Genomic DNA, 24,579 nt, shown 5'->3' on the forward strand with positions numbered 1-24,579 from the left:
TAAATTTTTATGCAGATTGATTTGTAATAAATTCGCCCAAAACGTCCACAAATTCCGTATTTTCTTTTTCCGTACCAATTGTTATGCGCAGGCAATCTTCAATCAATTTTACTTTGCTTCGGTCGCGCACAACTATTCCTTTAGTCAATAAAAATTCATACGCTTTTCTTGCATCTTTAATTTTTACCAACAAAAAATTTGCATCGCTCGGATACACTTTTTCAACTGTCGGAAACTGCGCCAATACTTCGCCCAAAGCATCGCGCATATCCACAACTTCACGAATCATATCATTCACTTGACCCACTTCTTCCAACGCTTTCAATGCCAATTCCTGCGTTGCCTGATTGATGTTGTACGGCGGTTTTACTTTATCCAAAATTTCAATAATTTCTTTCGAAGCAAAAGCTAATCCCAAACGTAAACCCGCTAAACCCCAGGCTTTGCTGAATGTTTGCAGCACTACAAGATTCGGATATTCATCCAATTCCTGTATGAAAGATTTTTGTTTTGCAAAGTTGATATACGCTTCGTCAATCACAACAATGCCGTTAAAATTGTTCAGCACAATTTCAATGTCTTCGCGTTTCAAAGAATTTCCCGTCGGATTATTGGGCGAACAAAGCCAAATGATTTTTGTGTGTTCATCCACCAATTGTTCAAGGTGTGCGAGATTAAGTTGAAAATCGTCCAACAAAGGCGCCACGCGGGTTTCAACGTCATTGATATTTGCGGAAACTTCGTACATTCCGTAAGTAGGCGGACAAATAATTACATTGTCGTTCGCAGGATTACAAAAACTGCGGTACAGCAAATCAATACATTCGTCGCTGCCGTTGCCAAGAAAAATATGCTGTGCGGGAATATTTTTAATTGCGCCGATGGCTTGTTTTAATTTGCTTTGATGCGGGTCGGGATAACGATTGTACCACTTCAACAACGGCGAACCCAAGCTGTTTTCATTTGCATCTAAAAACACTTTTGCATCGCCGGAAAATTCATCACGCGCTGATGAATAAGGCTTTAATTTTTTAATGTTTGTTCTTAAGAGATTATCGAGGTTAAACACAAACTAAATTTTACGTTATTTATTAAATTTTAAAGATGCCTGTATTAAAAAACTAATAACAATTGAAACATTTGAACATTCCCGCCGTTATGCCGAACTCGTTTGGCTTTGCGATTTTCAATTCAGCATCTATATTAGATTCCGAAACAAGTTCGGAATGACGTGCAAACGTGTTCATTATTGCTTAATCATCTTCAACTTTATCAATTATTAATTACTAATTCTTCACTCTCAACTTAATCGCATTCGCATGCGCCTGCAATCCTTCCGCTTCTGCCATTGCAATAACTGTTTGCGAAATTTGCTGTAACCCTTGCTGCGAAAGCTTTTGAAAGGTTATCTTCTTTACAAAACTATCCACGCTTACACCGCTGTATGCACGCGCAAAACCATTTGTAGGCAATGTATGATTTGTTCCGCTTGCATAATCGCCTGCGCTTTCGGGCGAATAATTCCCGATGAAAACGGAACCTGCATTGATAATTTTTTCTGCAACAATTTCTGCATTATTGCAAGCCAAAATCAAATGTTCCGAAGCATAATAATTTGCCAATTCAACTGCTTCCTCAATATCTTTTACCAAAATAATTTTACTGTTATCCAACGCTTTTTCCGCAATGGATTTTCTTGGCAATTCATTTAATTGCTTCTCTATTTCCTCATCAATATTATCAAACAAATTTTGTGAAATTGTAATCAAAATTGCCTGACTGTCCACGCCATGTTCCGCCTGCGAAAGCAAGTCCGACGCGACATACGAGACATTCGCCGAATCATCTGCCAAGACCAACACTTCGCTCGGACCTGCAGGCATATCGATTGCAACGCCGTCTTCCTGCGCCAGTTGTTTTGCACAGGTTACATACTGATTTCCCGGTCCGAATATTTTATACACTTTAGGAACAGTTGCCGTTCCGTAAGTCATTGCACCAATTGCCTGCACACCACCAATTTTGAAAATTTTTGTAACACCAACCAACTGCGCCGAAAACAAAATCGCAGGATGCAATTTGCCTTCTTTGTTCGGCGGCGAACACAACACAATTTCGCTGCAACCCGCAATTGACGCAGGAATTGCGAGCATCAATACTGTTGAAAACAGCGGCGCAGAACCGCCCGGAATGTACAAACCGACTTTTTCTATGCCCACACTTTTCCGCCAACATTCAATACCTGTTTGCGTTTCAACGATTTCAACCGTTGCAGTTTGCTTCTCGTGAAAAGCCCGAATATTTTTCGCAGCCGCTTCAATCGCTTGTTTTAATTCATCAGAAACGAGCGCAACAGCTTCGTCTATTTCTTCTTTGGTTACTTCAATATTTTCCAAAGAAACACCATCAAATTGTTCGGTATATTTTTTAATTGCATCATCGCCGTTTTGCTTTACATCCTGCAAAACAGAAGACACTTTTTCTTTGAGCGAAGTATTGTCAAACACAGGTCTGGCAATAATTTCAGCCCATTGCTCCCTATTCGGATTAATGTATTTTTTCATTTCATTTATTTGATAGCCCATATCATTTTTGATACAATATTCAAAAATGGTATGGGCTAAATTATCTATAAATCTAACCCTGACATTACGATAGTTATTTTAAATGAGATTGGAACAATTGATATATCCGTGAATATTCATCAGTCCAGCTACTGGGCTGTTTAAAATCATGACTTTCTACCGGATATACAGCTAATTTCCAATTTTTCTTTCCAAGTTCTATCAACTTCTGATTCAACCGGACTATATCCTGAAAGTGAACATTTGTATCTACCATGCCATGACACATTAATAAATAACCGTCTAAACCATTAGCAAAATATATCGGCGAGCTTCTTACGTATGCCAAGCTATCGTCCTGCGGATTATTTAATATTTCGGAAGTATAACCATCATTGTAATGCGCCCAGTCCGTTACAGACCTCAACGCTGCTCCGCATACAAATGCTTTGGTTTTAAACATTGCCATCAATGTCATAAACCCACCGTAAGAGCCGCCCCAAATACCTATTTTGCTTTTGTCCACCCCCAAAGTATTGACCATATAATCTGCTCCATCTACAATGTCGTCAAGGTCGCTGCCTCCCATGTGCCGGTATATTGCCGTTCTCCATTTGCTACCATACCCGGCGCTTCCGCGATAATCAATATCCATAACCGTATAACCTTCATCTACCAATAAATTCATAAACATGTGCTCGCGAAAATAATAGCTCCACCATTTTTCAACATCTTGCAGATAGCCAGCTCCATGCACAAATATTACACCCGGATGAGACGGCGCGGGATGTTCGGGCTTATAAACATCTGCATACACATCAAAGCCGTCTTTATCTTTAAAAGTAATAATATCCGGCTCACGCCAGTTGTATGATTTATATTCGGCGCTTTCTGCCTTGTTGGTAATTTGAACGGCTTTTGTGCCGGGTTTGTTTTGTTGCAAATACAATTCCCAAGGATGAACAGATGTAGAATAAAGAAAGGCAATATTTTTCCCGTCAGGAGAAATCGTTACTACGTTTCCGCCTGTCTTATTCGTAATTCGAGTTTGCTTTCCCGACTGAATATCTAACTGATAAAACTGTGTTTGTCCGGGTTCAATTTCATTGGTAACTATATAGAAATATTTTTTATCGGGCGAAAGTTCTGCGCTTTGAACTTCATATTTCCCGGAAGTCAAAGCTTTCTTTTTCTCGCTAACTACGTTCGCCGTGTATATATGCGAATAGCCGCTTTCTTCGGATTGATACCACATTGTGTTTTCATCAATCCATCCGACATTTCCGCCGTAGCCGATTCCCGGACCGCCAATCCACGCATCATCGTGTTGCCGGTCGATAAGTGTAAGCTTAGCCGTAGCCGCATCCAATAACATAATCCAACGGTCTTTATGATCGGCAGACATTATTACCACAAATGCCTTTGAACCGTCCGCATTCCATACAGGAGAAAGTATGCTTACTTTTCTCATTGGCGGTTCTTTTGCGAGTATAGAATCTTTTTTAGGATAATCTTTTAAATAAGCCGGCAAGTCATGAATGCCCGGAATTTGTTCCGTTTTAATCGGATAAAAAGTATTTTTTTGGCAATCAAATATGTAGCTCTCGGAAGAATAACCGGGCGCGCCTACATTTGTCCGACCGGGAATATTTTCAATGTACCCGGATTGTGTTACATAATTGGGCACTTCCGTTCGCTTCACACCTTTCGGGCGTTCTATTAAATTATATGTTACGTAACGTCCGTCAGGGCTTGCCTCAAGTCCTGAGAGTATTTTATCTCCGATGTTAATAGCCTTCGGAAAAGAATTTTTCAGTTGTGTTCTGTTTGTCTTTTCCCTCAAATCTCTTTTCTTTTTTTCTTCTTGAAGAACTATAGAATTTGCCAATGCGTCGCTTTGAAGAAATTCGTCCTGAGACGACAAATTGTTTTGCCTGCCGTTCGCAAAACCCGCCTGCCGCCGACCAGCCATTCCCGAAAATTGCGAAGGTGCGGTTTCATTGGATGATTTAAAATTGGTCAGCTGCAATGTCTGTCCCGTTGCAACATCTCTGGAAAATAAATTATTATTTTGCTGATACACAATTTTGGTATCGTTAAATGCAAAAACCGGATTGCGTATTTCATCGGAAGTTTGAATGAGCATATTCAATTTTCCGGAAGCGACATCAAGCAAATAAAGTCCATTGTCTTTTGTATAAAGCAATTTTGTTTTACTGCTATTCCATGAGCCATCTTTTTCCGCTTCAATAAGGCTGCGGTCTTCCGTCGGCACTTTTTGAGGTACTGTATTTTTTAATGTAATGTAATACAGAGAATCTGATGGAGAAATACCCGCGCCGCCGCCTACATAGATAGATTCATTTTCGTCGAGCGACTGTTCGGGATTCCAGTTAAAATAGAGTTTCTGCCCATCGGGACTCCAGAAAATATTAGAGGGAGAACTCCCGATCCATTTTGGGTCGCGCATGATTTTCTCAACAGTAAGCGGCGCAAGCTGTTGTGAAAAAGCTTTACCACAAAAAAGAATCATACAGGATAAAATAATCTTTCTCATAAATATTGATTTTAAGTAGTGAAATATCTTGCTAAATTAAGCGCAAAATGTGCTATACTTAAATAAAAAATCAAGAAACTTCAAAACATACTTCCGTTTTTAGAAACTCTCTTATCGTTCTCGTCCAGAGAAAAAACATACTTTACGATTATTAATTTTAGCTATACATTAAACCACCATTTTCTCAATCGGTAATACCAAAATATCTTCCGCACCAATGGATTTTATTTCTTGGATATGTTCCCAAAATTCGCTTTCGCTCAACACAGTGTGAATGGCGCTCCAGCCTTCAATGGTCAAAGGCAACACCGTCGGGCTTTTCATGCCGGGCAATACATTTACGATTTGACTAATTTTTTCGTTGGGCGCATTCATCAGTACATACTTTTTATTTTTTGCTTTTTTAATTGTTTGAATGCGGAACAATAATTTGTCTAAAATTGCTTGCTTTTCCTCGCTCAGTTCAGGCGTTTTTATCAGAGCCGATTGTGATTGCAAAATGATTTCTGCTTCCGTCAATCCGTTCATAAAAAGCGTAGAACCGCTGCTGACCAAATCACAGATTGCATCTGCCAAACCTATGCCCGGCGCTATTTCCACACTTCCACTGATGACGTGAATTTCTGCCTGAATATTATTTTCGTCCAAAAATTTTTGTACCAATACAGGATAGCTCGTGGCAATTTTTTTCCCTTGTAAAAATTCTTTTCCAGTATAATTTTCACTCTTTGAAACAGCAAACGAAAGACGGCATTTTCCAAAACCCAATTGTTCTACAATATCCACTTTTTTCTGCGATTCGTAAATCACATTTTCGCCTACAAAACCAATGTCGGCAACGCCGTCTTCCACATATTGCGGAATATCATCATCGCGCAAAAAGAACACCTCAATCGGAAAGTTGGATGCTGTTGCTTTCAGTTGGTTTTTCACATTGTTGTTGATGTCAATGCCGCATTCTTTCAGCAGTTTCACTGAATCGTCGTACAATCGTCCCGACTTTTGAATGGCTAATTTTAAATTCATTGATGTTGATTTTTTGAAAAAGAAAAGGCTCGCCAACCGGCAAGCCTCTATGTTTTATTTTGAATACACACAAAACATTACAGCTTACCCTTTGGATAAGAAATGATGATGATGTGTATGTACGTTTAAAATCATGGCGCAAATGTAAAACGAATATTTTGTAACAAACAAATTTCGCGATAATTAATTTTATACTAATGATTCAATGCTCCTGACTGCAACAAATTTCCCAACACCAAATATGCCGTGCTGAAATAAATAACAATACCTGTAACATCTACCAGCGTTGCTACAAATGGTGCGGAAGAAGCTGCAGGGTCAGCGCCAAGTTTCTTTAGAAGAATCGGCAACATAGAACCCGCAAGCGAACCCCAAAGAATAATTCCAATGAGAGAAAATCCAATGGTAATACCAATCAGCAACCAATGTGTTCCATAAGTAAAATTCATAATTCCAATATCGTGAAACCATTGCCACAGCGAGACGCGGGAAAACCCGATGATACCAAGAATTAGTCCAAGCATCAAACCGCTTAGAATTTCCCTCCGCATGATGCGCCACCAATCTTTCAAAGTAACATCGCCCACCGCCATCGCCTGAATAATAAGCGTTGAAGCCTGCGAACCGCTGTTTCCACCACTTGACATAACCAACGGAATAAATAATGCAAGCACAGTTGCTTTACTCAATTCATCGGAAAAATAAGTCATCGCAGTTGTGGTAAGCATTTCACTTAAAAATAAAATGATTAACCATGGTGCGCGCTTGCGAATGAGTTTGAAAAACGGCGTGTCCAGATATGGTTCGTCCAACGCTTCTGTACCGCCCATCTTTTGCATATCTTCACTAAATTCCTCATTGGTAACCCAAAGAATATCATCGATAGTTACGATGCCGAGCAAAATATCATTATCGTCTGTAACCGGTAATGCCACGCGGTTATTCATTCTGAAAATCTGCGAAGCTTTTTCCTGGTCGTCATTTACGTTCAGCGAAATAATTCTTCCGTCCATAATGTCGCTGATTTTTGTATCGGGCGCTGCAAGAATTAAATCACGGATTCGGAAGTCATCGACTAATTCTCCTTTTTTATTAATAACATAAATTACGTCAATTGTTTCAGTGTTCTTTCCGTTTTTGCGAATCACGCGGAATGTGTCGGCAACCGAATCGGTTTCGTACACATAAATATAATCGGGTGTCATCAAACGACCAACGCTGTCTTCGGGATAACCAAGCATTCGCAAGGTAACTTTCAGCTCGTCCTGATTAAGTAATTTTATCAAATCCCGCAGTACACTTTTGGGCAATTCCTGTAAAAAATCAATACGGTCGTCCGGCGATAAGTCGTTCAGCAATTCAGCCGTTTTAAATGTTTTCAAGCCATGAATTACATCCTTTTGGACAGACAAATCCAACAGCTTAAAAACGCTGGAAGCCCTGTGAATAGCCATATTCGAGATTATTTCCGAAGCTTCTTCGGGATAACGGTCGATAAGCTCCACCACATCGCTGATATTCTGTTCGTTCAGAAACTCCTGCAACTTTTCCTTATCGCCTTCGTGAAGCAATAATTCAAATTGAGCATCTATCAGGTTTTGTTCCAATTCTTCTGTTTCTTCTGACATTTTTCCGATGATTTTTGCAAAAGTATGGTTCGGGGCTAAAGTTAAACAACTTTAAATGTTATTGTTTTATTTACTTATAGAAAAAATTTGGCAACCGTTATAAATACGTTTTCCGTATTTTTTCCGTTATAAAGATTCATTATATTATTTTTACCTGCGAACGAATTTATGATGATAAAAAAATATTTTATTTTCTTGCTGATTGTTTGTTGTTGCCTTCAAACAAAAGCACAAAGTTTCGGCGAAAAAACGAGCATTGGATTTTTCGGTGGTGTATCGAAATACGAAGGCTCCATGCCGCAAACATTAACACGCGGCGCGGCAGGAATTAATTTCAGATATGAGATAACGGATAAGCTTCATATACGTTTTCAGTTTACAGCAACGGAAACGGGCGGCGGCGATTCTTCTTTAAACAATGCAGCCAACAATGGCAATGATACTCGCTCACAGTTTTATTATTTTCATACCAATATCAACGAATTTAGCCTGCTGCCGGAATATGACTTTTTCAACATTAATGCAGGTGCAAAGTTTACGCCTTATATTTTTGCAGGCATCGGATATTACAATTTTAAGCCTTACCAGATTGTGGAAAATATAAGAGATAACGGCACGTTCCGTTATCAAAATGTTGCCATGCCGAAAGTGGAAAATTACAGCAACTGGCAAATGAGCATTCCGCTTGGCATAGGCATCAAATATGCGATTTCTCCAAACGTAATTTTGAATGCAGAAGGAAATTATCGTTTCTTAACCAATCCGTACATAGACAATTATTCCGCCGACAAAAAGAATGATAAATTTTATACTTTTTCTTTGGGCATCAGCTTCAGATTCTCCCCTATTGCAGCCAAGGAAAGCTTTGGTACGGGCAGAAGAAAAAGAAATTGTAATTGTCCGCCGGTATATTAAGCCAGCGTAATTTGCAACAACAAATCTTCCACACTTTCCACAGGTTGCTTACAACTGTAATCTTTACATAAATAAATCAATGTTTTATCCGCAGGCACTTTTTTATCTTTTAATAAAGGATAACTATTATTTTCGTTATTCGACTGCATCAAAATTTTATTCGGAATAAATTCGCGAAAAAGCTGATGTGATAAGGTTTTTGCGTTTTTTCCCACAATGGCAATTTCGTTTACACCACGAACAATTTTCTGCAACGCATCGCACCAAACACCAAAAGAAGTAGGATAACGAACAATGGAATTTCCCAAAGATTGCAGCATCACAATCGCTCTTTCTTTCCATTCAGGCTTGTCAAAAACGATGGACAAATACAACAAATTATTCGCCATCACGCCGTTGCCCGAAGGCGTAGCGCCGTCATAAATTTCTTTCTTGCGCACCACAATATCGCGTTGATTTTTTTGTGTGAAATAAAAAAACGTTTCCGCTTCATCGCTGAAATTTTCTATTATAAATTCTGCAATTGTTTTTGCTTTTTGTAAATAAGAAACATTGCCTGTTGCTTCCTGCAAATGAATACACGCATCTATCAACGAAGCATAATCGTCCAGAAAAGCATCGATTTTTCCTTCATCGTTTTTCCATGTATGCAGCCAAATATTTCGCTGCGCATCAAACATATTTTTCTCTAAAAACGAAAAACAGTTTTCTGCCAAACGCAAATAATGTTCATTATCCAACGCGCCAAAAGCCTTGCACAGCGCGGTTATCAGCAAAGCGTTCCAACTCAATAAAATTTTATCATCCGTATTCGGGCGGATTCTTTTGTTTCTTTCTGCCAACAATTTTTCTTTGGATTGTTGTAAAATATTTTCCAGTTCTTCCAACGAAACAGAGAATTGTTTTGCCGTTTCATTCAAATCGTGCGGCAACCAAAGAATGTTCGAGTCTTCCCAATTATCGCTTGCTTTCACATTGTACGCCGCACAAAGAATTTTGGAAGCATCGCCTAAAATATTATCAATTTCTTCTTTTTTCCAGGTATAAAACTTTCCTTCCACGCCTTCGCTGTCGGCATCCAATGCTGAATAAAATCCGCCCGAAGCATCGAGTATTTCTCTTTCTAAAAATTGAACTGTTTCCTGAATAATTCTTTTATAAACTATATTTTTAGTTATTTTATAAGCATCCGATAAAACCGAGAGCAGCAAAGCATTATCATACAACATTTTTTCAAAGTGTGGCGCAAACCATTTCGCATCCGTACTGTAACGCGCAAAGCCGCCGCCAATTTGGTCGTAAATGCCACCGCAAATCATTTTATCCAAACTCAACAACGCTTGCTGCAAAGCATTTTCATTCTTTGAAAAATAATAATCGCGCAACAAAAACCGGATGGAAAATGTTTGCGGAAACTTAGGAGCAGCGCCAAATCCGCCCCAAACTGTATCGGCTTGTTTTAATAAATTTTCCGTTGCCGATTGCAATGATTTTTCCGTAAAAAAATCATCTTCTTTTTTCGCAACACCAAAACTGTTGGCGTTTTGCAGATGCGCAATTAAATTATCCGCCTGCGCAAAAACATCTTCATTCTTTTCGCTGAAAGCCACATGAATACTATATAAAACGTCTTTCCACGAAGGTCGATTAGCGTATGTTTTCGGCGGAAAATAGGTACCGCCGTAAAACGGTTTTCTGTCCGGCGTAAGAAAAACATTCAGGGGCCAGCCGCCTTGTCCCGTCATCGCCTGCACCGCATCCATATAAATGTGGTCAATGTCCGGTCGCTCTTCCCTATCCACTTTTATATTGATAAAATATTCGTTCATCAGCCGCGCTGTTTCCGCATCTTCAAAACTTTCTTTTTCCATCACATGACACCAATGACACGCCGAATAACCGATGCTCACAAGTATCGGTTTGTTTTCATCTTTCGCTTTTTGCAAAGCCTCGTCGCTCCACGCATACCAATCGACAGGATTGTGCGCGTGCTGCAACAAATACGGGCTTGTTTCTTTAATTAAATGGTTGGGCATTGTGTGATTTTTTGGAGTACGAACTTAGGAAATCCGCCACAGATGCACGGATGAATTTTTATCTGTGCATCTGTGGCAATCATTTTGTGAACTTTGTGATTATATCCAAATCTTCTATTTTTGAAAAATGATTGAAGACAAGATTAAACAAACCTTTGCTACATTCAGCAAACAACCGATTAGCAGAATTGAGAAGTTGCCGCAAAGCGGCAGCAACCGGCAATATTTCCGTGTTTTTACCGATAATGAAAAAACGTTTATCGCTACCGTAAACAACAACGAAAAAGAAAATAAAACCTTTATTTATTTTACGCTGCATTTCAGGAAGCTGAATCTTCCCGTGCCTGATATTTACGCGGTTTCGGACGATTCACTGACTTATATCCAGGAAGATTTGGGGAACGAATCTTTGTCGGGAATGTTAGAAAAATATGGTCATACCGATGAAGTCTATGCCATGTTTCAAAAGAGCTTGAAACAGTTGGCACGCCTGCAAATTGAAGGGCACAAAGGCATCAATTACGATATGTCTTTGACGGCGCGCGAGTTTGGCAAACAAGCGATTTTGAGCGATTTGTTGTACTTCAAATATTATTTTCTCGACACATTGGAATTGCCATACGACAAGCAAGCGTTAATCAACGAGTTTGAAGCGCTGGCGGTTTTTCTCACGCAAACGCGCTACAAATATTTCATGTTCCGCGACTTTCAAAGCAGGAACATAATGATTAAAAACGACGAAGTCTTTTTCATCGATTATCAAGGCGGCATGAACGGCGCGCTGCAATACGACGTGGCGTCTTTGCTGTGGCAAGCCAAAGCAAACCTGAGCGATGAATGGAAAGCATCGCTGCTGGATTATTATATTGATGAAATCAACAGCATTCTTGAAACGCCGGTGGACAAAGATATTTTTGTGAATCAATACAAAGGTTACGTGCTGATTCGTTTGCTGCAAGTGCTGGGCGCGTACGGCTTTCGCGGCTTGTTTGAACGCAAAGCGCATTTCCTCACGAGCATTCCGCTGGCGCTGAAAAATTTGCGTTGGTTCGTAACCAATCGCTCGCTCGGCATTGAACTGCCGGAGTTTGAGAAGATGCTGCGCATTATTGTGGATGATAAAATTGTGCAGCGTTTTTCGCCGCCGCAGGCAAACGAAACTACACCTTTAGTTATCGAAGTAAATAGTTTCTCTTACAAAAAAGGCATCCCGAAAGATACAAGCGACAACGGCGGCGGATTTGTATTTGATTGCCGGGGAATTTTAAATCCCGGAAGAATTGATGAATACAAAACTTTGTCAGGCATGGACAAACCCGTGCAGGATTTTTTGGAGCAACACACTTCGATGAACAAATTTCTCAACAGCGTTTTTGACTTGGTGGATATTTCTGTTGAGAATTATTTAAGCCGCGATTTTCATCATTTACAAATCAATTTCGGATGCACGGGCGGTCAGCATCGCAGCGTTTTTGCCGCCGCACAAACGGCAAGGCATTTACGCAATAAATACAAGGTAAATGTGGTACTGAACCACACGAACGAAGCGAATTGGGTAAAAGGTTTGAGCCACTAAGACGCGAAGCCACAAAGCAACGCAAAGTCTTTGTGAAATTTAGTGCTTTTGAGCCTTAGTGGCAAACAAAAAATATACGTATGAAAGCAATGTTACTCGCCGCAGGTCTCGGCACTCGGCTGAAACCCTGGACTGACAAGCATCCCAAAGCATTGGCTATTGTCAATCACAAATCTTTATTGCAACACAATATTGAATATTTACAACAATACGGCATTAAAGACGTGATTGTAAATGTGCATCATTTTGCTGACCAAATTATTGAGGCAATTCATCAAAGCAACGGTTGGAATTCTAACATTACCATTTCCGATGAAACCAATGAAGTGCTGGAAACAGGGGGCGGTTTGAAAAAAGCAAATTGGTATTTTAAAGATGAAGAAAATTTCTTGTTGATGAATGTGGATATTCTCACAGATTTGAATTTGTACGATTTGATACAACAACATCAACAGGCAAATAATCTCGCAACGCTTGCTGTAAGCAACCGTACATCTTCGCGCTATTTTTTGTTTGATGAAAACAAAAACCTTTGCGGTTGGGAAAATGTAAACACAGGCGAACGAAAAATTACCCGAAACGCTGAAACTATGACGCAGCTTGCATTTAGCGGCATTCATTGTATCAGCACAAAAATTTTTCCGTTAATAAAACAGCAAGGGAAATTCTCAATGGTAGATGTTTATTTGGATTTATCCAAAGAGCATAATATCGGTTATTACAATCATTCCGACAGTAAATTTATTGATGTAGGTAAGCCGGAAAGTATTGCAAAAGCGGAAGTGTTGTTTCCATAAAATAAACAAAAGCCCATGATTAAAAATCCTGGGCTTTTATTTATCAATCAACTAATAAAAATAACACGCTAAAATTTATGGTTCTTTAAAACAATTGTATCGGCTGTAATCGTGATATCCGGTTTTGATTTATTCTTGTTATCGCTATTAAAAACAAGTAAAGAGCCTTCTACAAAAACAAGCGAATCATTTCTATTCACAGCCGACTTATGCTTACCATTATCTTTGATTTTTTTCGTATCAATTTCGTATTGCGCTTTCAATCCTTTATCCAAAGGCGACATAAATTTTATATCTTTTCTTTTTATAACAGAATTAATCTGGTCGGCAGTAACGTATTGATTTTCATTTACAGCAATAACATCATTCAAAGAATTTATTTTTATCCAACCCGAATTGTCTGTTAGATACAAATCATTTCCGATATTGATTAACACATTTTCATTCCCTTTTTGTGCTTTGGCTATTTTCTCTTTGAGTAAATCTTGTGCGTCAATTTCTTTTTTCAAATTTGAAAATTCTGTAGATACAGTTTCATAGTTCAAATCATCGTTATTACCCAGCTGAGAAAATGCTTCAGCATGAGAGCCGATTTTTTGCAATCCAAAATAGATGCAAGTTTTAGGGTTTCTCAAATCGCCCCAATGTTCTTTGTCCCTAAATTTTTTATAGCCACTTGCAGAAAGATTTAGTGCAAATTGTATTTCTCCCTCCTTGTTATAATCAATACTGATTTTGAAATATCCGTTTTTATCGCTTTCGCCTAAAAAATGATTTTTGTTATCATAAATTTTAGCAAACGCAATGCCTGTCTTTGTTTCAGCATCAACGACTAAGCCCGCAAGATTTATCTGTCTCGAAACCGTGATTATGCCTTTATTATTATTTTTCTTTTCAATACTATCTTCTAACTTTTCAAGGCTATCTTCCGAAGTTTCTATCTTATCCATCTTATCATCTTTTTTAAACTCATCAACAGAGTGCTTTAATTGCTGCAACATTTCGTTATAACTAATCGAATGATTATAATCTTTACCCCATGAAGCAAAAGGAAATACAGAACCATTCGCGTTAATTACATTCAATTTTCTTAATCCGATATTAGCAACAATGAACCCGTTTTTAATCGAAGGTAAATAAGAAGATGTAGTAAAATTCTCAAACCCCGTCTTTGTAAATTTTAATAACGTTTTGTATTTGTCATTTTTGTTTGGTTGTATTTTAAATGAATAGTATCCGTTTTTGTCTGTCATTACTTTAGCATGATTGATATTATCTTCAACCGATACATTGCTTAAAGGTTGTAGATTTTCATTTACCACAATGCCTGAAACTGTGATTGTGCCTGCATTTCGGCTTGTTTTAATCACATCTCTAAAAGAAACCAACAGTATTCCCAACAAAGGAATCAGGAATAAAAATTTAAGCAAATGAATCTTTGCTGTCTTTATTTTGTTCATCATAGCGATACGTTTTTTAAGTGAAGAAAAATTGAAATTGTTGGTAATGGAAAAATTATTGTTGCCCATCACGCGCAGCAACAAATATTGATATTGTTGCTTGTTGATGCCGCTTTGCACCACTTTGTCGTCGGCAATAAATTCAAGGTTTTCGCGAATGGCTTTGCGAATCAACCACACAAAAGGATTGTACCAATTAATGATACACAAAATTTCGCCCCACAAAATATCGAGCGTGTGCTTTTGTTTTACATGAACAAATTCGTGTTGTAAAATTTCCCGCAAAGCATTTTCATCGTGCAAATCCCGGTTGATAAAAATGGAATTGCCGAAAGAAAAAGGCACAATCTCTTCATCTATTTGATACAATTTTACAGCGTTTTCGTCAGAAATAATTTTTGCGCTGCGCGCTAATTTTTTGTAAGAAAATAATTGAAACAACAACCGCAACAACATAATAACAATGCCCGCAAAAAATATCCACACAATGAGTTGCTCTGCGTCAAATGCACGCACTGTATGCGTTTCAGGTGTTCCGGTGAATGTAATATTCGGAATCATACGCACAACAGATGTGTTCATAATCGTTGCTTCGCTTTGTCGCGGCACAGAAGAAAACGATGCAATATTGATTAACGGAATGAAAAAGCACAACACAGAATATCCTAACAAATACCAACGGTTGTGATTGTAAAACGTGAGCCTGCGCAATACAAGTGCGTAAAACAAATACATAACCGCAAAACTGATGGACAGCCGAAGCAGGTATTGAAAAAAGATGGTCATAGTTAAAAGTTTTATTGTTGAAATAATTTTGAGGTTATCTTTTCTTCAAAGTTGATAACGATTGAAAAATAATTACGCAGTTTCACGTCATTCCGAACTCGTTTCGGAATCTAAAAAGATGCTGAAATAAATTCAGCATGACGGTGAGCGTGTTCCAATTATCATTTCCCTTTTTCAATCATCTTCAATACTTCTTTCAACTCGCTTGCAGATAATTTTTTTTGCTCCACAAAAAACGCAACGAGTTCTTTGTACGAATTGGAAAAATGATTTTTTACCACATTGCCAACGAATTTCTTTTTAAATTCTGCATGACTGATGGCAGGCTTATACAAATAAGTATTGCCAATCATGCGGCTTTTTAAGAAACCTTTCTTCTCCAAATTTTTAACGGTGGAAGCTGCTGTTGTATAAGGAACATCGCCGTCCATAGCATCGAGAATGGATTTTACATTTCCCTCTCCTATTTTAAAAACTGCCTGCAATGCTTCTTCTTCCTGAATTGTAAGCTTGTTCACATCTACGAATTTTTCGTAAAACTACGAACTTTTCGTAATTAAACAAATTTTTCTACGAAAATTTCGTAGTTTTTTGCGACTTAAACGACGTCATTTTTAAAACAAAAATGTATTCAATCAAAACTTATTGGAAAAACACAGCAAATAACATTAACCTCAACACCAGCCTTCCCTCGCTATGCACGACGAACATTAATTAATTTTTATTTATATTTGTAAATAACTTTTTCTTAACCTTAAACTCTTACCTTATGCAACAAACACTACTCCTGAGTTTTCGTATGCTCCAACCTGTGCTTAAAAAAATACCCGCATTAGTATTTACTGTATTGGCAAGCAATGCGCTGAATGCACAAACAACAGTTTTTCAACAGGACTTTTCCAATGGTCTTTTAAGCGCTGCGGTAAACGGCATTGGCGGCTATGACGCAACCCAAGACCCGGAAAGCGCCATTTCAGCATCCGGCATTACAGACCTTAAATTTGAAGAATCGGGCACAAACGTGGAGACGATACAAACCAACAGTCTTACCGATGCTGCCAACGGCAATTGCCTGCTGGTAAAATTTGATTTCACATTAAATACTGTAACGCATGGTACATCGAGTGGCAATAGCATTGTTTTCGGCTTGGGTAACAATCCTACAACGCGCTCGTCTATTTCTTCATCCAAGATGTACGCCTACTTTGGCTTTGGAACAAGCGCAGTACAATCCAAGAACACGCAAATAACGCCGGTGGATATTGCAAATACTGTTACAAGCACTACAACTGTAGATGCCTCTTCTGCCGTTACCATTCGGTGGTATGTCAATAACAGCAGTTCCTCTGTAAGCTATCAGGCGCCCGATGGCACGGCACACACCATAGCGCCGGACAATTGGGACTTGTGGCTCGACAATACGCAAGCGCTTAACGGTATAGCTGCAAATAATGCAACCGGCAACGTAATTACTTCTTTCAAAATATCGACGGGTTCGGGATACCAATCTTCTTTTGACGTAAATAATCTGTCTATCAGTACCGTTGCCTCAGCCTCTGCCACTCCTATTACATTGTCATCATTTGCAGTATCTAAGAATAAAGGAGCGTTATTGCAATGGACAACTGCAAGCGAAATTAACAGCAGCAAATTCAATATTGAAAAAAGTACAGACGGCAAGTCTTTCACAACTATTGCTACTGTTATGGCGCAGAACAAATTGTCCGGCGCAAGCTATAGCTATACCGACCAAACCTATACCGGCGGAACAGCTTATTACAAACTGGCAATGGAGGATATTGACGGTACAATTAAAGAAAGCGCTGTAAAATCAATCACGCGCGAAAAGCCGGTTTCATTAAAATATACTCTCATCAAAGATAAAGTTGAGTTTAGTAATATGACCGGAAATGTAGAAATCCGCATTATCAATATTGCGGGCACTCAAGTAGCGCATCAAATCGTCTCTGCCGATATGCCAAGTATTAATGTTTCGGATTTGCCGGCAGGCATTTATTTCATTCAAATATCCGGAAACGGCATCAGTCAGAAAGGATTAAAATTTGTAAAAAAATAAAAAATTACACAAATAAAAAGGCTGTAAACCGAAAAGTTTACAGCCTTTTTATTTTATACGCTAACTTAATTTCTCTTTCGCAAATCCTGCATTTTCTTTTGTTGCTCCTGCATTTGTTCCATACGTATTTGCAGCTTGCTCTTTTGCTTCGGTTGCTTACGTTTTTCATTTATCTGTGCCAATATTTTATCATGGTCAATGATATATTTTTGAATCACAAGCTGTATGCCGAGCGTTACCAAATTGCTCACAGTGTAATACAAAGTAAGCGCCGCCGGCAATCCATTGAACACAAAGAAGAACACAAACGGCATGATGTAAGGCATATATTTCATCATTTCCTGACCGGGCGCATTGGATTGCGTGGACATATTCATGTTATACATACTTGTAAACAAACTTGTGATACAATACGTAATTGTAAACAAGCTCAGATGGTCGCCAAGCAACGGAACGTGGGAAGAAAAATGGATAATGGAATCGTAAGCCGATAAGTCTTTCGCCCACAAAAATCCTTGTCCGCGCAGTGCAATGCTCGAATTGAAGAAGCGGTACAATGCAAAGAATATGGGTATTTGCAGCAAAATAGGGAAACATCCGCTTAATGGATTTACGCCCGCCTCACGGAAGAGCTTCATTTGCTCCATGGCAAAAGTCTGTTGCTCTGGAAATTTCTTTTTAAGCTCATCCAGCTCCGGCTTCAACACCTTCATTTTTGCACTGCTGTAATAACTTTTATAAGTAAGCGGCGATGTAACCAGACGGATAAAAATAGTCAATAAAATAATTACCCAACCGTAGTTGCTTACAAAACTTGCAATGAATTTGAACACCGGCATGATAATCCACAGGTTCACATATTTTACAAAAGCCAAAATACCGGAACCCAAATCAATCATATTCTTCATGCCATTGTCGTACTTATTCAGCACATAATAATCATTCGGTCCGTAATACAATTGCAACGGAATAGAAACCGCAGCCGTTGCAGGAACCTGCAATTGCAAATTTGCCGTATCGTTGAATATTTGCCGCGAAGTATCGTCCAAATCTTTTGCAGTAAGCGTCATAGTTGCATTACCAGATTTGAATTTATTTTTCGCAATTAAAGTCTGATTAAAAAACTGCTGTTTGAAAGCAATCCAGTCGGCTCCTTTGTCAAAAGTTTTGCTGGCGCTACCTCTGCCTGCACGTGTAAAATCATATCCGTCGTCGTGCGTATTGTAACATAGGTACGACTGTTCTTTTTCATATTTAGTTGCATATTGCTGGCGATGCAATATTGTGTTCCATTGTAAATTCAGCGTATTTGCCGTAAGCAATTGCTGTGCGCCGTTCAGGTTTACATTCCAGTCAATCAGGTAATCATTTTTCGGAATGATGTATTGATTTTCTATAATCCTTCCGCTTGAATCTTTCAGCTGATAAGTTACTATTTGACTTCCATCTGCATTCTTTGTAACAGGCAATGCAGTGAAATATAGATTATTCGTATATTCAGAACTATTATTGGATGTATTTACCGCAAAACCCATCTGATTGTCTGCACCGCCCAATGTTACAAGCGATGAATCGTAAACTTTGTATTTTTTCAGTTCTACTTTTTCAATTTGCCCGCCTTTATTGGAAAAAGTAACTTTCATCAAATCATTTTCCACTGTTTGTGTTTGCTCTATTCCGCTGGCTGCCGCAACAAAACCGCCGGCAGCAGTTACTTTTGTGAGAGAATCTGCGTACAAAGAATCGGTAACACTTACCGGTTTCTGATGCAGCTTCTGCACCAAAGCGAGTGAATCCTGAATATGCTTTTGCTGCGCTTCATAAGCCTTGCGCTCGCGGTTGTTGAGCGTAAAATATGCCACGAACAAAACTGCTAACAATGCCAACCCGATGACGGTGTTTTTATCTGCCTTCATTAATTTTTATTTGCTGAAAAATTCTTTTATCTACCCCAATTTTTTGAGTGGCAAAGGTAACGAACGCAGTACAATATGCCAATGAATTTGAAATTCTTTTCGGTAAGCGCCCGGAATGGGCATTTGAGCGGCAAAACCAATTGATTTACAGCAGAAGTCTCCACGGTTCAGCCCAGGTTTCTTATCATTATTATACAAATTAAAAGGCTCATCCGGCTAAATTATCCCAAACAGTTTAACTTAGCTGTCGAATATTATCGACAATATGCCTAAAGACAAAATTCCTAAGCAGCTTATTCTTCCCGAACGGCAGGCACTAAAAATCATTTCTCTCAAATCGTATATCCACGAACTATCCGAAGTTCCGCATCGGCACGACCACTATCAATTACTGTGGATTACCAAAGGACATGGCAGTCAATCCATTGACGGCATCAGTTATCCAATGCAAACAAACCGTGTGTTTCTTATCCGAACCGGACAAATCCACAAAATGGAAGACCTGCAACGCGACGGCTGGATGATTCTGTTCAGCGACGTATTGTACAATGCAATCATCAAATTGTTTCCCGCTTTGGAACAACACGGTTTGCTCGATGTTACCGCGCCGCAGCCTTTTATAGACTTGGATGAGAAAGGTATTTTGGTTTACAAAAATATTTTGCCTTTGTTGATCGAAGAGCAAAACTCAATAACGCCCGATATAAAATTACTTGCAACCTATCTGTCTTCCATGCTTATCACGGCTAACAATATGTATGTTGCCGAAAATAATGTAAACACAATTCAGTCCAATGAAGCGAAAAGCATCGTTAAGCAAGCCAAAACATTACTGGAACAAAATTTCAAAACACAACAACAAACACAGTTCTACAGCGACAAACTGAATATTAGCCCGCGCAAATTAAACGCTGTTCTGCAAACATTTTACGGCATTACCATGCACGATTTAATCCAAAAACGCCTGCTGATGGAAAGCTGCATATTGCTTGCTTCGTCGTCCATGAACATTAAAGAAATCTGTTATCATCTCGGCTTCGCCGACCCCGCCTATTTCAACCGTTTTTTCAAAAAATATATGAGCACAACACCTGCGAATTACCGTGAACATCACAAGCTATAAACGGCTTGCACAAGAATACAATTCATTTGACTAAAAGTACAATTTTGCCAATGATAGCTGCGCGAACTTTGCAGCCCGATAAACAAAGTTTTAGTTATCATGGTCAATTTTATATTGATTGCGTTTTGCATCGCGGCAGGTATGATTTTCACAGCTACCAAATCCATTCATCCCGATGCGCACAAAAGCATCAACACGTGGATTTTATACATTGCGCTGCCCGCAGTTTCATTTGAATACATTCCCAAAATCCGGTGGTCGGAAGAAATGTTGCTGCCCGCAATATCTTCTCTTATAGTGTGGGCGGGAAGCTGGCTTTTTATGGAAATATACTGTCGCCACAAACATTACGCACAGCGCACGCGCAGCTCACTCGAAATAGCTTCCGGCTTTGCCAATACATCCTTCATCGGGTTTCCGCTTATTTCGGCTTATTTTGGCGAGCAGTATTTGAGTATTGCTATTATTTGCGACCAGGCGATGTTTGTAATTTTATCTACCGCCGGAATCGTGGCGGCATTGAAAGGCGGCTCACAACAAAACAAACCTGATGCCCGCTTTATTTTAAAAAGACTGGTTACATTTCCGCCGTTCATCGGTTGTGTAAGTTCTCTTGTGCTGTCACACTTTATCAATTTACAGCCTACTGAACCGTTTTTCAATAAACTTGCTGCAACGGTTGCGCCACTTGCGCTTTTTTCCGTAGGGTTACAATTAAAATTCAAAGGCTGGCAACAGGAAATTTATCAAATAGGTATGTCGCAGATTTATAAATTATTGCTGGCGCCCGTGCTTGTTCTTATACTTGTGCTCGTGCTTCATTTGAAAGGAGATATTGCCAAGATAAGCGTGTTTGAAGCCGCCATGCCAACGTTGCTCACATCAAGTATTATTGCAGAAGAATACAGACTGAATGCACGATTGACCAATTTGATTATCGGCATCAGCATTATCGTTGGTTTGGCAACAACTGCGTTATGGTATCAGATAGTACAAGTCTTTCTGTAGGTAATAGATTCTTTAACTAATTCTTCTATCTTGATTGAAATATCTTTACAGTCTGAATTAAAACAGGGATGAAACAAAACATAGCGTTTTTTTCAGAAAGATTTACTATGCGAAGTAACATACGACCATCAAAAAACAATATAGAAGTATACGAATGAAAGATATAAAACTATCCGCTTTGGATTTGGCAATTGTTCCGCAAGGCGGCAATACATTAACCGCCATAGAACGAACAGTAAAATTAGCACAGCACATAGAACAAGCAGGTTATGAAAGATTGTGGCTGGCAGAGCATCACAATATGCCGAATATTGCCAGCTCTGCAACATCTGTATTGATTGGTCATGTTGCAGGAAAAACAAAAACATTGCGCATCGGTTCGGGCGGCATTATGTTGCCCAATCATTCTCCGTTGCAGATTGCAGAGCAGTTTGGAACTTTAGAAGCATTGTACCCTAACAGAATTGATTTAGGACTTGGACGCGCCCCCGGCACAGACCAAATAACAGCTTATGCCTTACGCAAAAACAATATGCGGTACGAATATGATTTTGCGGCGAACATTGCAGAGCTGCAACAATTTTTTTACAACACCGATGAATATGCCAAAGTACGCGCGTTTCCCGGCGAAGGCGCAAATGTTCCCATTTGGATTTTAGGTTCGAGTACCGACAGCGCGTATCTCGCGGCAGAATTGGGTTTGCCGTATGCATTTGCAGCGCATTTTGCGCCTGCGCATTTGTCTGCGGCGATGCATATTTATCAAAACAATTTCAAGCCGTCGGAATTTTTGGATAAGCCTTATTCAATGGCTTGTGTCAATGCGATTGCAGCCGATACGGACGAAGAAGCGACGCATCTCTCAACATCGGTTTATCAGCTATTTATTGGGATTATAACCAACAATCGCAGACCATTACAACCGCCTGTCGATTCGCTGGATTACTTGTGGAACGAACCTGTAAAAGCTGCCGTTGAACAAATGACAGCTTGCAGTTTTATTGGTTCAAAAAATACCATTCGCAAAGAATTGTCTTCCTTTATTCAGGAATTAAATTTGAATGAAGTAATGATTAGCGGAAATGTGTTTGATGCCGATGCAAGGAATAAATCTTATTCGTTGATTAAAGAAGCGATGGAAGAATAAACTCAATAATTTCAATATCTTCGTAAAAAGTAATCCTTATGAAGACTAAACAAGAAATTGTTGAAAACTGGTTGCCACGCTACACAGGCGAGAAATTAAAGAACTTCGGAGAATATATTTTACTGACAAATTTCTCTAACTATGTTCAAAAGTTTGCCGAATGGAATAAAGTAAAAATCATCGGGCAAGACCGACCTTTTCAATGTGCGACTGCCGGCGATATTACAATCATCAATTTCGGGATGGGAAGTCCTGGTGCAGCTACGGTAATGGATTTGTTGTCTGCAATTAATCCGAAAGCAGTTTTGTTTTTAGGAAAATGCGGTGGACTGAAAAAGCGCAACAAACTCGGCGATTTGATTTTACCCATTGCAGCTATTCGCGGCGAAGGAACATCCAACGATTACTTTCCACCTGAAGTGCCCGCGCTGCCTGCGTTTGCATTGCAGAAAGCAATCTCTACAACTATTCGTGATTACAAAGTCGATTACTGGACGGGAACGGTTTACACCACCAACCGCCGCGTGTGGGAACACGACGACGATTTTAAAGACTACCTTGTAAAAATTCGCGCGTATGCGGTGGATATGGAAACTGCAACCATTTTTACCGTCGGATTTTTCAATCATATTCCCACAGGCGCATTACTGCTTGTAAGCGACCAACCAATGATTCCCGAGGGCGTAAAAACTGAAGCCGGCGATAAAAAAGTTACTTCTTCGTATGTGGACAATCATTTGAAAATCGGCATAGATTCTTTAAAGCAGTTAATCAATAACGGGCTTACGGTAAGACATTTGAGGTATTAATAAAAAGTCCACGATTTAAATCGTGGGCTATATTTTATTATAACGTCCTTCCCAACTCCGACAATTTCGGTCTTAATCTCACTTTCGATTTGTTGAAAATATTTTGTCCTTTATCGATTCCTTTGCGCAATTCTTTTTGCCGTTCCAAAGGCATGGACAAAGTTTCCTTGCATTCAACAGAGCAGCAATTATCATACTTTGCGGCGCATTCATCGCATTGAATAAAGAGCAAATGGCAGCCGTCGTTTTTGCAGTTCACATGCGTATCGCAAGGCTTTCCGCATTGATGGCAACGCGCAATTACATCGTCTGTAATACGTTCGCCAAGACGATTATCAAACACAAAATTTTTGCCAATAAATTTACTTTCCAGATTTTCTTTCTTTAACTGTTGCGCGTAATTGATAATACCACCTTCGAGATGATACACATTTTTAAACCCGTTGTGCAACATCCATGCGCTGGCTTTTTCGCAACGAATGCCGCCGGTACAATACATCACTACATTTTTGTCTTCGGCTTTATCTTTCAGCATATCAACAGCCATGTTGAGCTGGTCACGGAAAGTATCGGACGGAATTTCCACTGCATTTACAAAATGTCCGACTTCGTATTCATAATGATTGCGCATATCAATCACAATCGTTTCTTTGTCGTTCAGCATTTCGTTCATTTGCGCGGCGTTCACGTATTTCCCTTTGTTGCGCATATCAAACGATTCGTCTGAAATGCCATCTGCGACTATCTTTTCACGCACTTTTATTTTCAACACCCAGAAAGATTTTCCATCGTCATCTACCGCAACGTTTAATCTTAAATTTTCCAACAAAGGAATGGAATGAATAAATTTTTCAAACGCTTCAAAGTTTTCTTCCGGCACGCTCATTTGTGCGTTGATACCTTCTTTCGCCACATAAATTCTGCCGAACGCATTTAACGCATTCAGATTTTTGTACAGAAAATCGCGAAACTCCTGCGGATTTTGAATGGGGAAATACTCGTAGAAACTTATTGTAGTTCTCTTGAAAGTTTCTTCCATAAGCTGCTGTTTCAACACTTCGTTTGAAACGCGGTTGTGTAATACTGCCATTATATTTTAAATTTTAGACATCTGTTTTTACCAAACAAATGTTCCATGATTAAATAGGACTCAT

General features: G+C 39.2%; 19 protein-coding genes. 9 read left to right on the forward strand and 10 right to left on the reverse strand.

The annotated features are described in order from the left end of the window. Window positions 1-7: 7 nt before the first annotated feature. The 5 genes from hisC to mgtE form a co-directional block, all read right to left on the reverse strand. Entirely contained in the window at window positions 8-1,069 is a 1,062-nt protein-coding gene (hisC, locus tag A9P82_RS05110; RefSeq protein WP_066204895.1) for a histidinol-phosphate transaminase, read from the reverse strand. A 217-nt stretch (window positions 1,070-1,286) separates the two neighbouring features. Continuing rightward, a complete protein-coding gene (gene hisD, locus A9P82_RS05115) occupies window positions 1,287-2,564 on the reverse strand; it encodes a histidinol dehydrogenase (protein ID WP_066209629.1) in 1,278 nt (425 codons plus the stop codon). A 94-nt stretch (window positions 2,565-2,658) separates the two neighbouring features. Beyond that, window positions 2,659-5,121: a S9 family peptidase gene (locus A9P82_RS05120; protein WP_066204898.1), complete on the reverse strand. Its 2,463-nt coding sequence runs from the start codon at window positions 5,119-5,121 to the stop codon at window positions 2,659-2,661. A gap of 168 nt (window positions 5,122-5,289) precedes the next feature. Next, complete coding sequence (gene hisG, locus A9P82_RS05125) at window positions 5,290-6,147, reverse strand: ATP phosphoribosyltransferase (protein WP_066204900.1); 858 nt, start codon at window positions 6,145-6,147, stop codon at window positions 5,290-5,292. Window positions 6,148-6,341: 194 nt separating this feature from the next. Beyond that, on the reverse strand, window positions 6,342-7,775 hold the full coding sequence (gene mgtE / locus A9P82_RS05130; RefSeq protein WP_082915242.1) for a magnesium transporter: 1,434 nt from the start codon (window positions 7,773-7,775) through the stop codon (window positions 6,342-6,344). A 168-nt stretch (window positions 7,776-7,943) separates the two neighbouring features. On the opposite strand from mgtE, the gene A9P82_RS05135 reads away from it, so the two are divergent. Then, the gene (locus tag A9P82_RS05135) at window positions 7,944-8,690 is read left to right on the forward strand and encodes a DUF6089 family protein (RefSeq protein WP_082915243.1); all 747 of its coding nucleotides are present in this window, start codon (window positions 7,944-7,946) and stop codon (window positions 8,688-8,690) included. Here A9P82_RS05135 and A9P82_RS05140 read toward each other — a convergent pair. Next, a complete protein-coding gene (locus A9P82_RS05140; RefSeq protein WP_066204905.1) occupies window positions 8,687-10,726 on the reverse strand; it encodes a thioredoxin domain-containing protein in 2,040 nt (679 codons plus the stop codon). The genes A9P82_RS05135 and A9P82_RS05140 overlap by 4 nt on opposite strands. 127 nt (window positions 10,727-10,853) lie before the next feature. On the opposite strand from A9P82_RS05140, the gene A9P82_RS05145 reads away from it, so the two are divergent. Both A9P82_RS05145 and A9P82_RS05150 read left to right on the forward strand, forming a co-directional pair. After that, the gene (locus A9P82_RS05145; protein WP_066204907.1) at window positions 10,854-12,302 is read left to right on the forward strand and encodes a RapZ C-terminal domain-containing protein; all 1,449 of its coding nucleotides are present in this window, start codon (window positions 10,854-10,856) and stop codon (window positions 12,300-12,302) included. An 80-nt stretch (window positions 12,303-12,382) separates the two neighbouring features. Then, window positions 12,383-13,099, forward strand: coding sequence for a nucleotidyltransferase family protein (locus A9P82_RS05150; RefSeq protein ID WP_066204910.1), 717 nt, complete (start codon window positions 12,383-12,385; stop codon window positions 13,097-13,099). 68 nt (window positions 13,100-13,167) lie between these two features. Here A9P82_RS05150 and A9P82_RS05155 read toward each other — a convergent pair whose 3' ends face one another. Together A9P82_RS05155 and A9P82_RS05160 are read right to left on the reverse strand one after the other, a co-directional pair. After that, window positions 13,168-15,345 (reverse strand): M56 family metallopeptidase, encoded by a 2,178-nt coding sequence (locus A9P82_RS05155; RefSeq protein ID WP_082915244.1) that lies wholly within the window; start codon window positions 15,343-15,345, stop codon window positions 13,168-13,170. Window positions 15,346-15,506: 161 nt separating this feature from the next. After that, window positions 15,507-15,863, reverse strand: coding sequence for a BlaI/MecI/CopY family transcriptional regulator (locus A9P82_RS05160; protein ID WP_066204915.1), 357 nt, complete (start codon window positions 15,861-15,863; stop codon window positions 15,507-15,509). A gap of 251 nt (window positions 15,864-16,114) precedes the next feature. Here A9P82_RS05160 and A9P82_RS05165 point away from each other — a divergent pair, with 251 nt between their 5' ends. After that, window positions 16,115-17,422, forward strand: a complete 1,308-nt coding sequence (locus A9P82_RS05165) for a T9SS type A sorting domain-containing protein (protein ID WP_082915245.1) — start codon at window positions 16,115-16,117, stop codon at window positions 17,420-17,422. A 65-nt stretch (window positions 17,423-17,487) separates the two neighbouring features. On the opposite strand, the gene yidC is transcribed toward A9P82_RS05165, so the two are convergent. Beyond that, window positions 17,488-19,338, reverse strand: a complete 1,851-nt coding sequence (gene yidC / locus A9P82_RS05170; RefSeq protein ID WP_066204920.1) for a membrane protein insertase YidC — start codon at window positions 19,336-19,338, stop codon at window positions 17,488-17,490. A 47-nt stretch (window positions 19,339-19,385) separates the two neighbouring features. Between yidC and A9P82_RS15370 the strand changes: the two genes are divergently transcribed. The 5 genes from A9P82_RS15370 (at window position 19,386) to A9P82_RS05190 (ending at window position 23,425) form a co-directional block, all read left to right on the forward strand. Then, a complete protein-coding gene (locus A9P82_RS15370; RefSeq protein WP_156522605.1) occupies window positions 19,386-19,541 on the forward strand; it encodes a hypothetical protein in 156 nt (51 codons plus the stop codon). A gap of 62 nt (window positions 19,542-19,603) precedes the next feature. Continuing rightward, window positions 19,604-20,461 carry a helix-turn-helix domain-containing protein gene (locus tag A9P82_RS05175; RefSeq protein ID WP_066204923.1) on the forward strand — a complete coding sequence of 286 codons (858 nt, stop codon included), beginning with the start codon at window positions 19,604-19,606 and terminating at the stop codon, window positions 20,459-20,461. A 99-nt stretch (window positions 20,462-20,560) separates the two neighbouring features. Then, on the forward strand, window positions 20,561-21,469 hold the full coding sequence (locus tag A9P82_RS05180) for an AEC family transporter (RefSeq protein ID WP_066204925.1): 909 nt from the start codon (window positions 20,561-20,563) through the stop codon (window positions 21,467-21,469). A 154-nt stretch (window positions 21,470-21,623) separates the two neighbouring features. Further along, window positions 21,624-22,616 (forward strand): LLM class flavin-dependent oxidoreductase, encoded by a 993-nt coding sequence (locus A9P82_RS05185; RefSeq protein WP_066204928.1) that lies wholly within the window; start codon window positions 21,624-21,626, stop codon window positions 22,614-22,616. A 38-nt stretch (window positions 22,617-22,654) separates the two neighbouring features. Beyond that, complete coding sequence (locus A9P82_RS05190; protein ID WP_066204932.1) at window positions 22,655-23,425, forward strand: AMP nucleosidase; 771 nt, start codon at window positions 22,655-22,657, stop codon at window positions 23,423-23,425. Between the two features lie 37 nt (window positions 23,426-23,462). Here A9P82_RS05190 and trhO read toward each other — a convergent pair whose 3' ends face one another. Next, window positions 23,463-24,515 (reverse strand): oxygen-dependent tRNA uridine(34) hydroxylase TrhO, encoded by a 1,053-nt coding sequence (gene trhO, locus A9P82_RS05195; RefSeq protein ID WP_066204935.1) that lies wholly within the window; start codon window positions 24,513-24,515, stop codon window positions 23,463-23,465. Window positions 24,516-24,579 lie beyond the last annotated feature (64 nt).

The sequence above is a fragment of the Arachidicoccus sp. BS20 genome, from assembly GCF_001659705.1.
Classification (GTDB): domain Bacteria; phylum Bacteroidota; class Bacteroidia; order Chitinophagales; family Chitinophagaceae; genus Arachidicoccus.

Excerpts from the sequence above, each read along its gene's own strand:
- A9P82_RS05180 (WP_066204925.1), top strand. The coding sequence starts at position 20,561 with ATGGTCAATTTTATATTGATTGCGTTTTGCATCGCGGCAGGTATGATT.
- A9P82_RS05145 (WP_066204907.1), top strand. The coding sequence starts at position 10,854 with ATGATTGAAGACAAGATTAAACAAACCTTTGCTACATTCAGCAAACAA.
- yidC (WP_066204920.1), bottom strand. The coding sequence starts at position 19,338 with ATGAAGGCAGATAAAAACACCGTCATCGGGTTGGCATTGTTAGCAGTT.
- A9P82_RS05135 (WP_082915243.1), top strand. The coding sequence starts at position 7,944 with ATGATGATAAAAAAATATTTTATTTTCTTGCTGATTGTTTGTTGTTGC.
- A9P82_RS05190 (WP_066204932.1), top strand. The coding sequence starts at position 22,655 with ATGAAGACTAAACAAGAAATTGTTGAAAACTGGTTGCCACGCTACACA.
- A9P82_RS05140 (WP_066204905.1), bottom strand. The coding sequence starts at position 10,726 with ATGCCCAACCATTTAATTAAAGAAACAAGCCCGTATTTGTTGCAGCAC.
- trhO (WP_066204935.1), bottom strand. The coding sequence starts at position 24,515 with ATGGCAGTATTACACAACCGCGTTTCAAACGAAGTGTTGAAACAGCAG.
- mgtE (WP_082915242.1), bottom strand. The coding sequence starts at position 7,775 with ATGTCAGAAGAAACAGAAGAATTGGAACAAAACCTGATAGATGCTCAA.
- hisD (WP_066209629.1), bottom strand. The coding sequence starts at position 2,564 with ATGAAAAAATACATTAATCCGAATAGGGAGCAATGGGCTGAAATTATT.
- A9P82_RS05155 (WP_082915244.1), bottom strand. The coding sequence starts at position 15,345 with ATGACCATCTTTTTTCAATACCTGCTTCGGCTGTCCATCAGTTTTGCG.
- A9P82_RS05165 (WP_082915245.1), top strand. The coding sequence starts at position 16,115 with ATGCAACAAACACTACTCCTGAGTTTTCGTATGCTCCAACCTGTGCTT.
- A9P82_RS05150 (WP_066204910.1), top strand. The coding sequence starts at position 12,383 with ATGAAAGCAATGTTACTCGCCGCAGGTCTCGGCACTCGGCTGAAACCC.
- A9P82_RS05120 (WP_066204898.1), bottom strand. The coding sequence starts at position 5,121 with ATGAGAAAGATTATTTTATCCTGTATGATTCTTTTTTGTGGTAAAGCT.
- A9P82_RS05185 (WP_066204928.1), top strand. The coding sequence starts at position 21,624 with ATGAAAGATATAAAACTATCCGCTTTGGATTTGGCAATTGTTCCGCAA.
- hisG (WP_066204900.1), bottom strand. The coding sequence starts at position 6,147 with ATGAATTTAAAATTAGCCATTCAAAAGTCGGGACGATTGTACGACGAT.
- A9P82_RS05175 (WP_066204923.1), top strand. The coding sequence starts at position 19,604 with ATGCCTAAAGACAAAATTCCTAAGCAGCTTATTCTTCCCGAACGGCAG.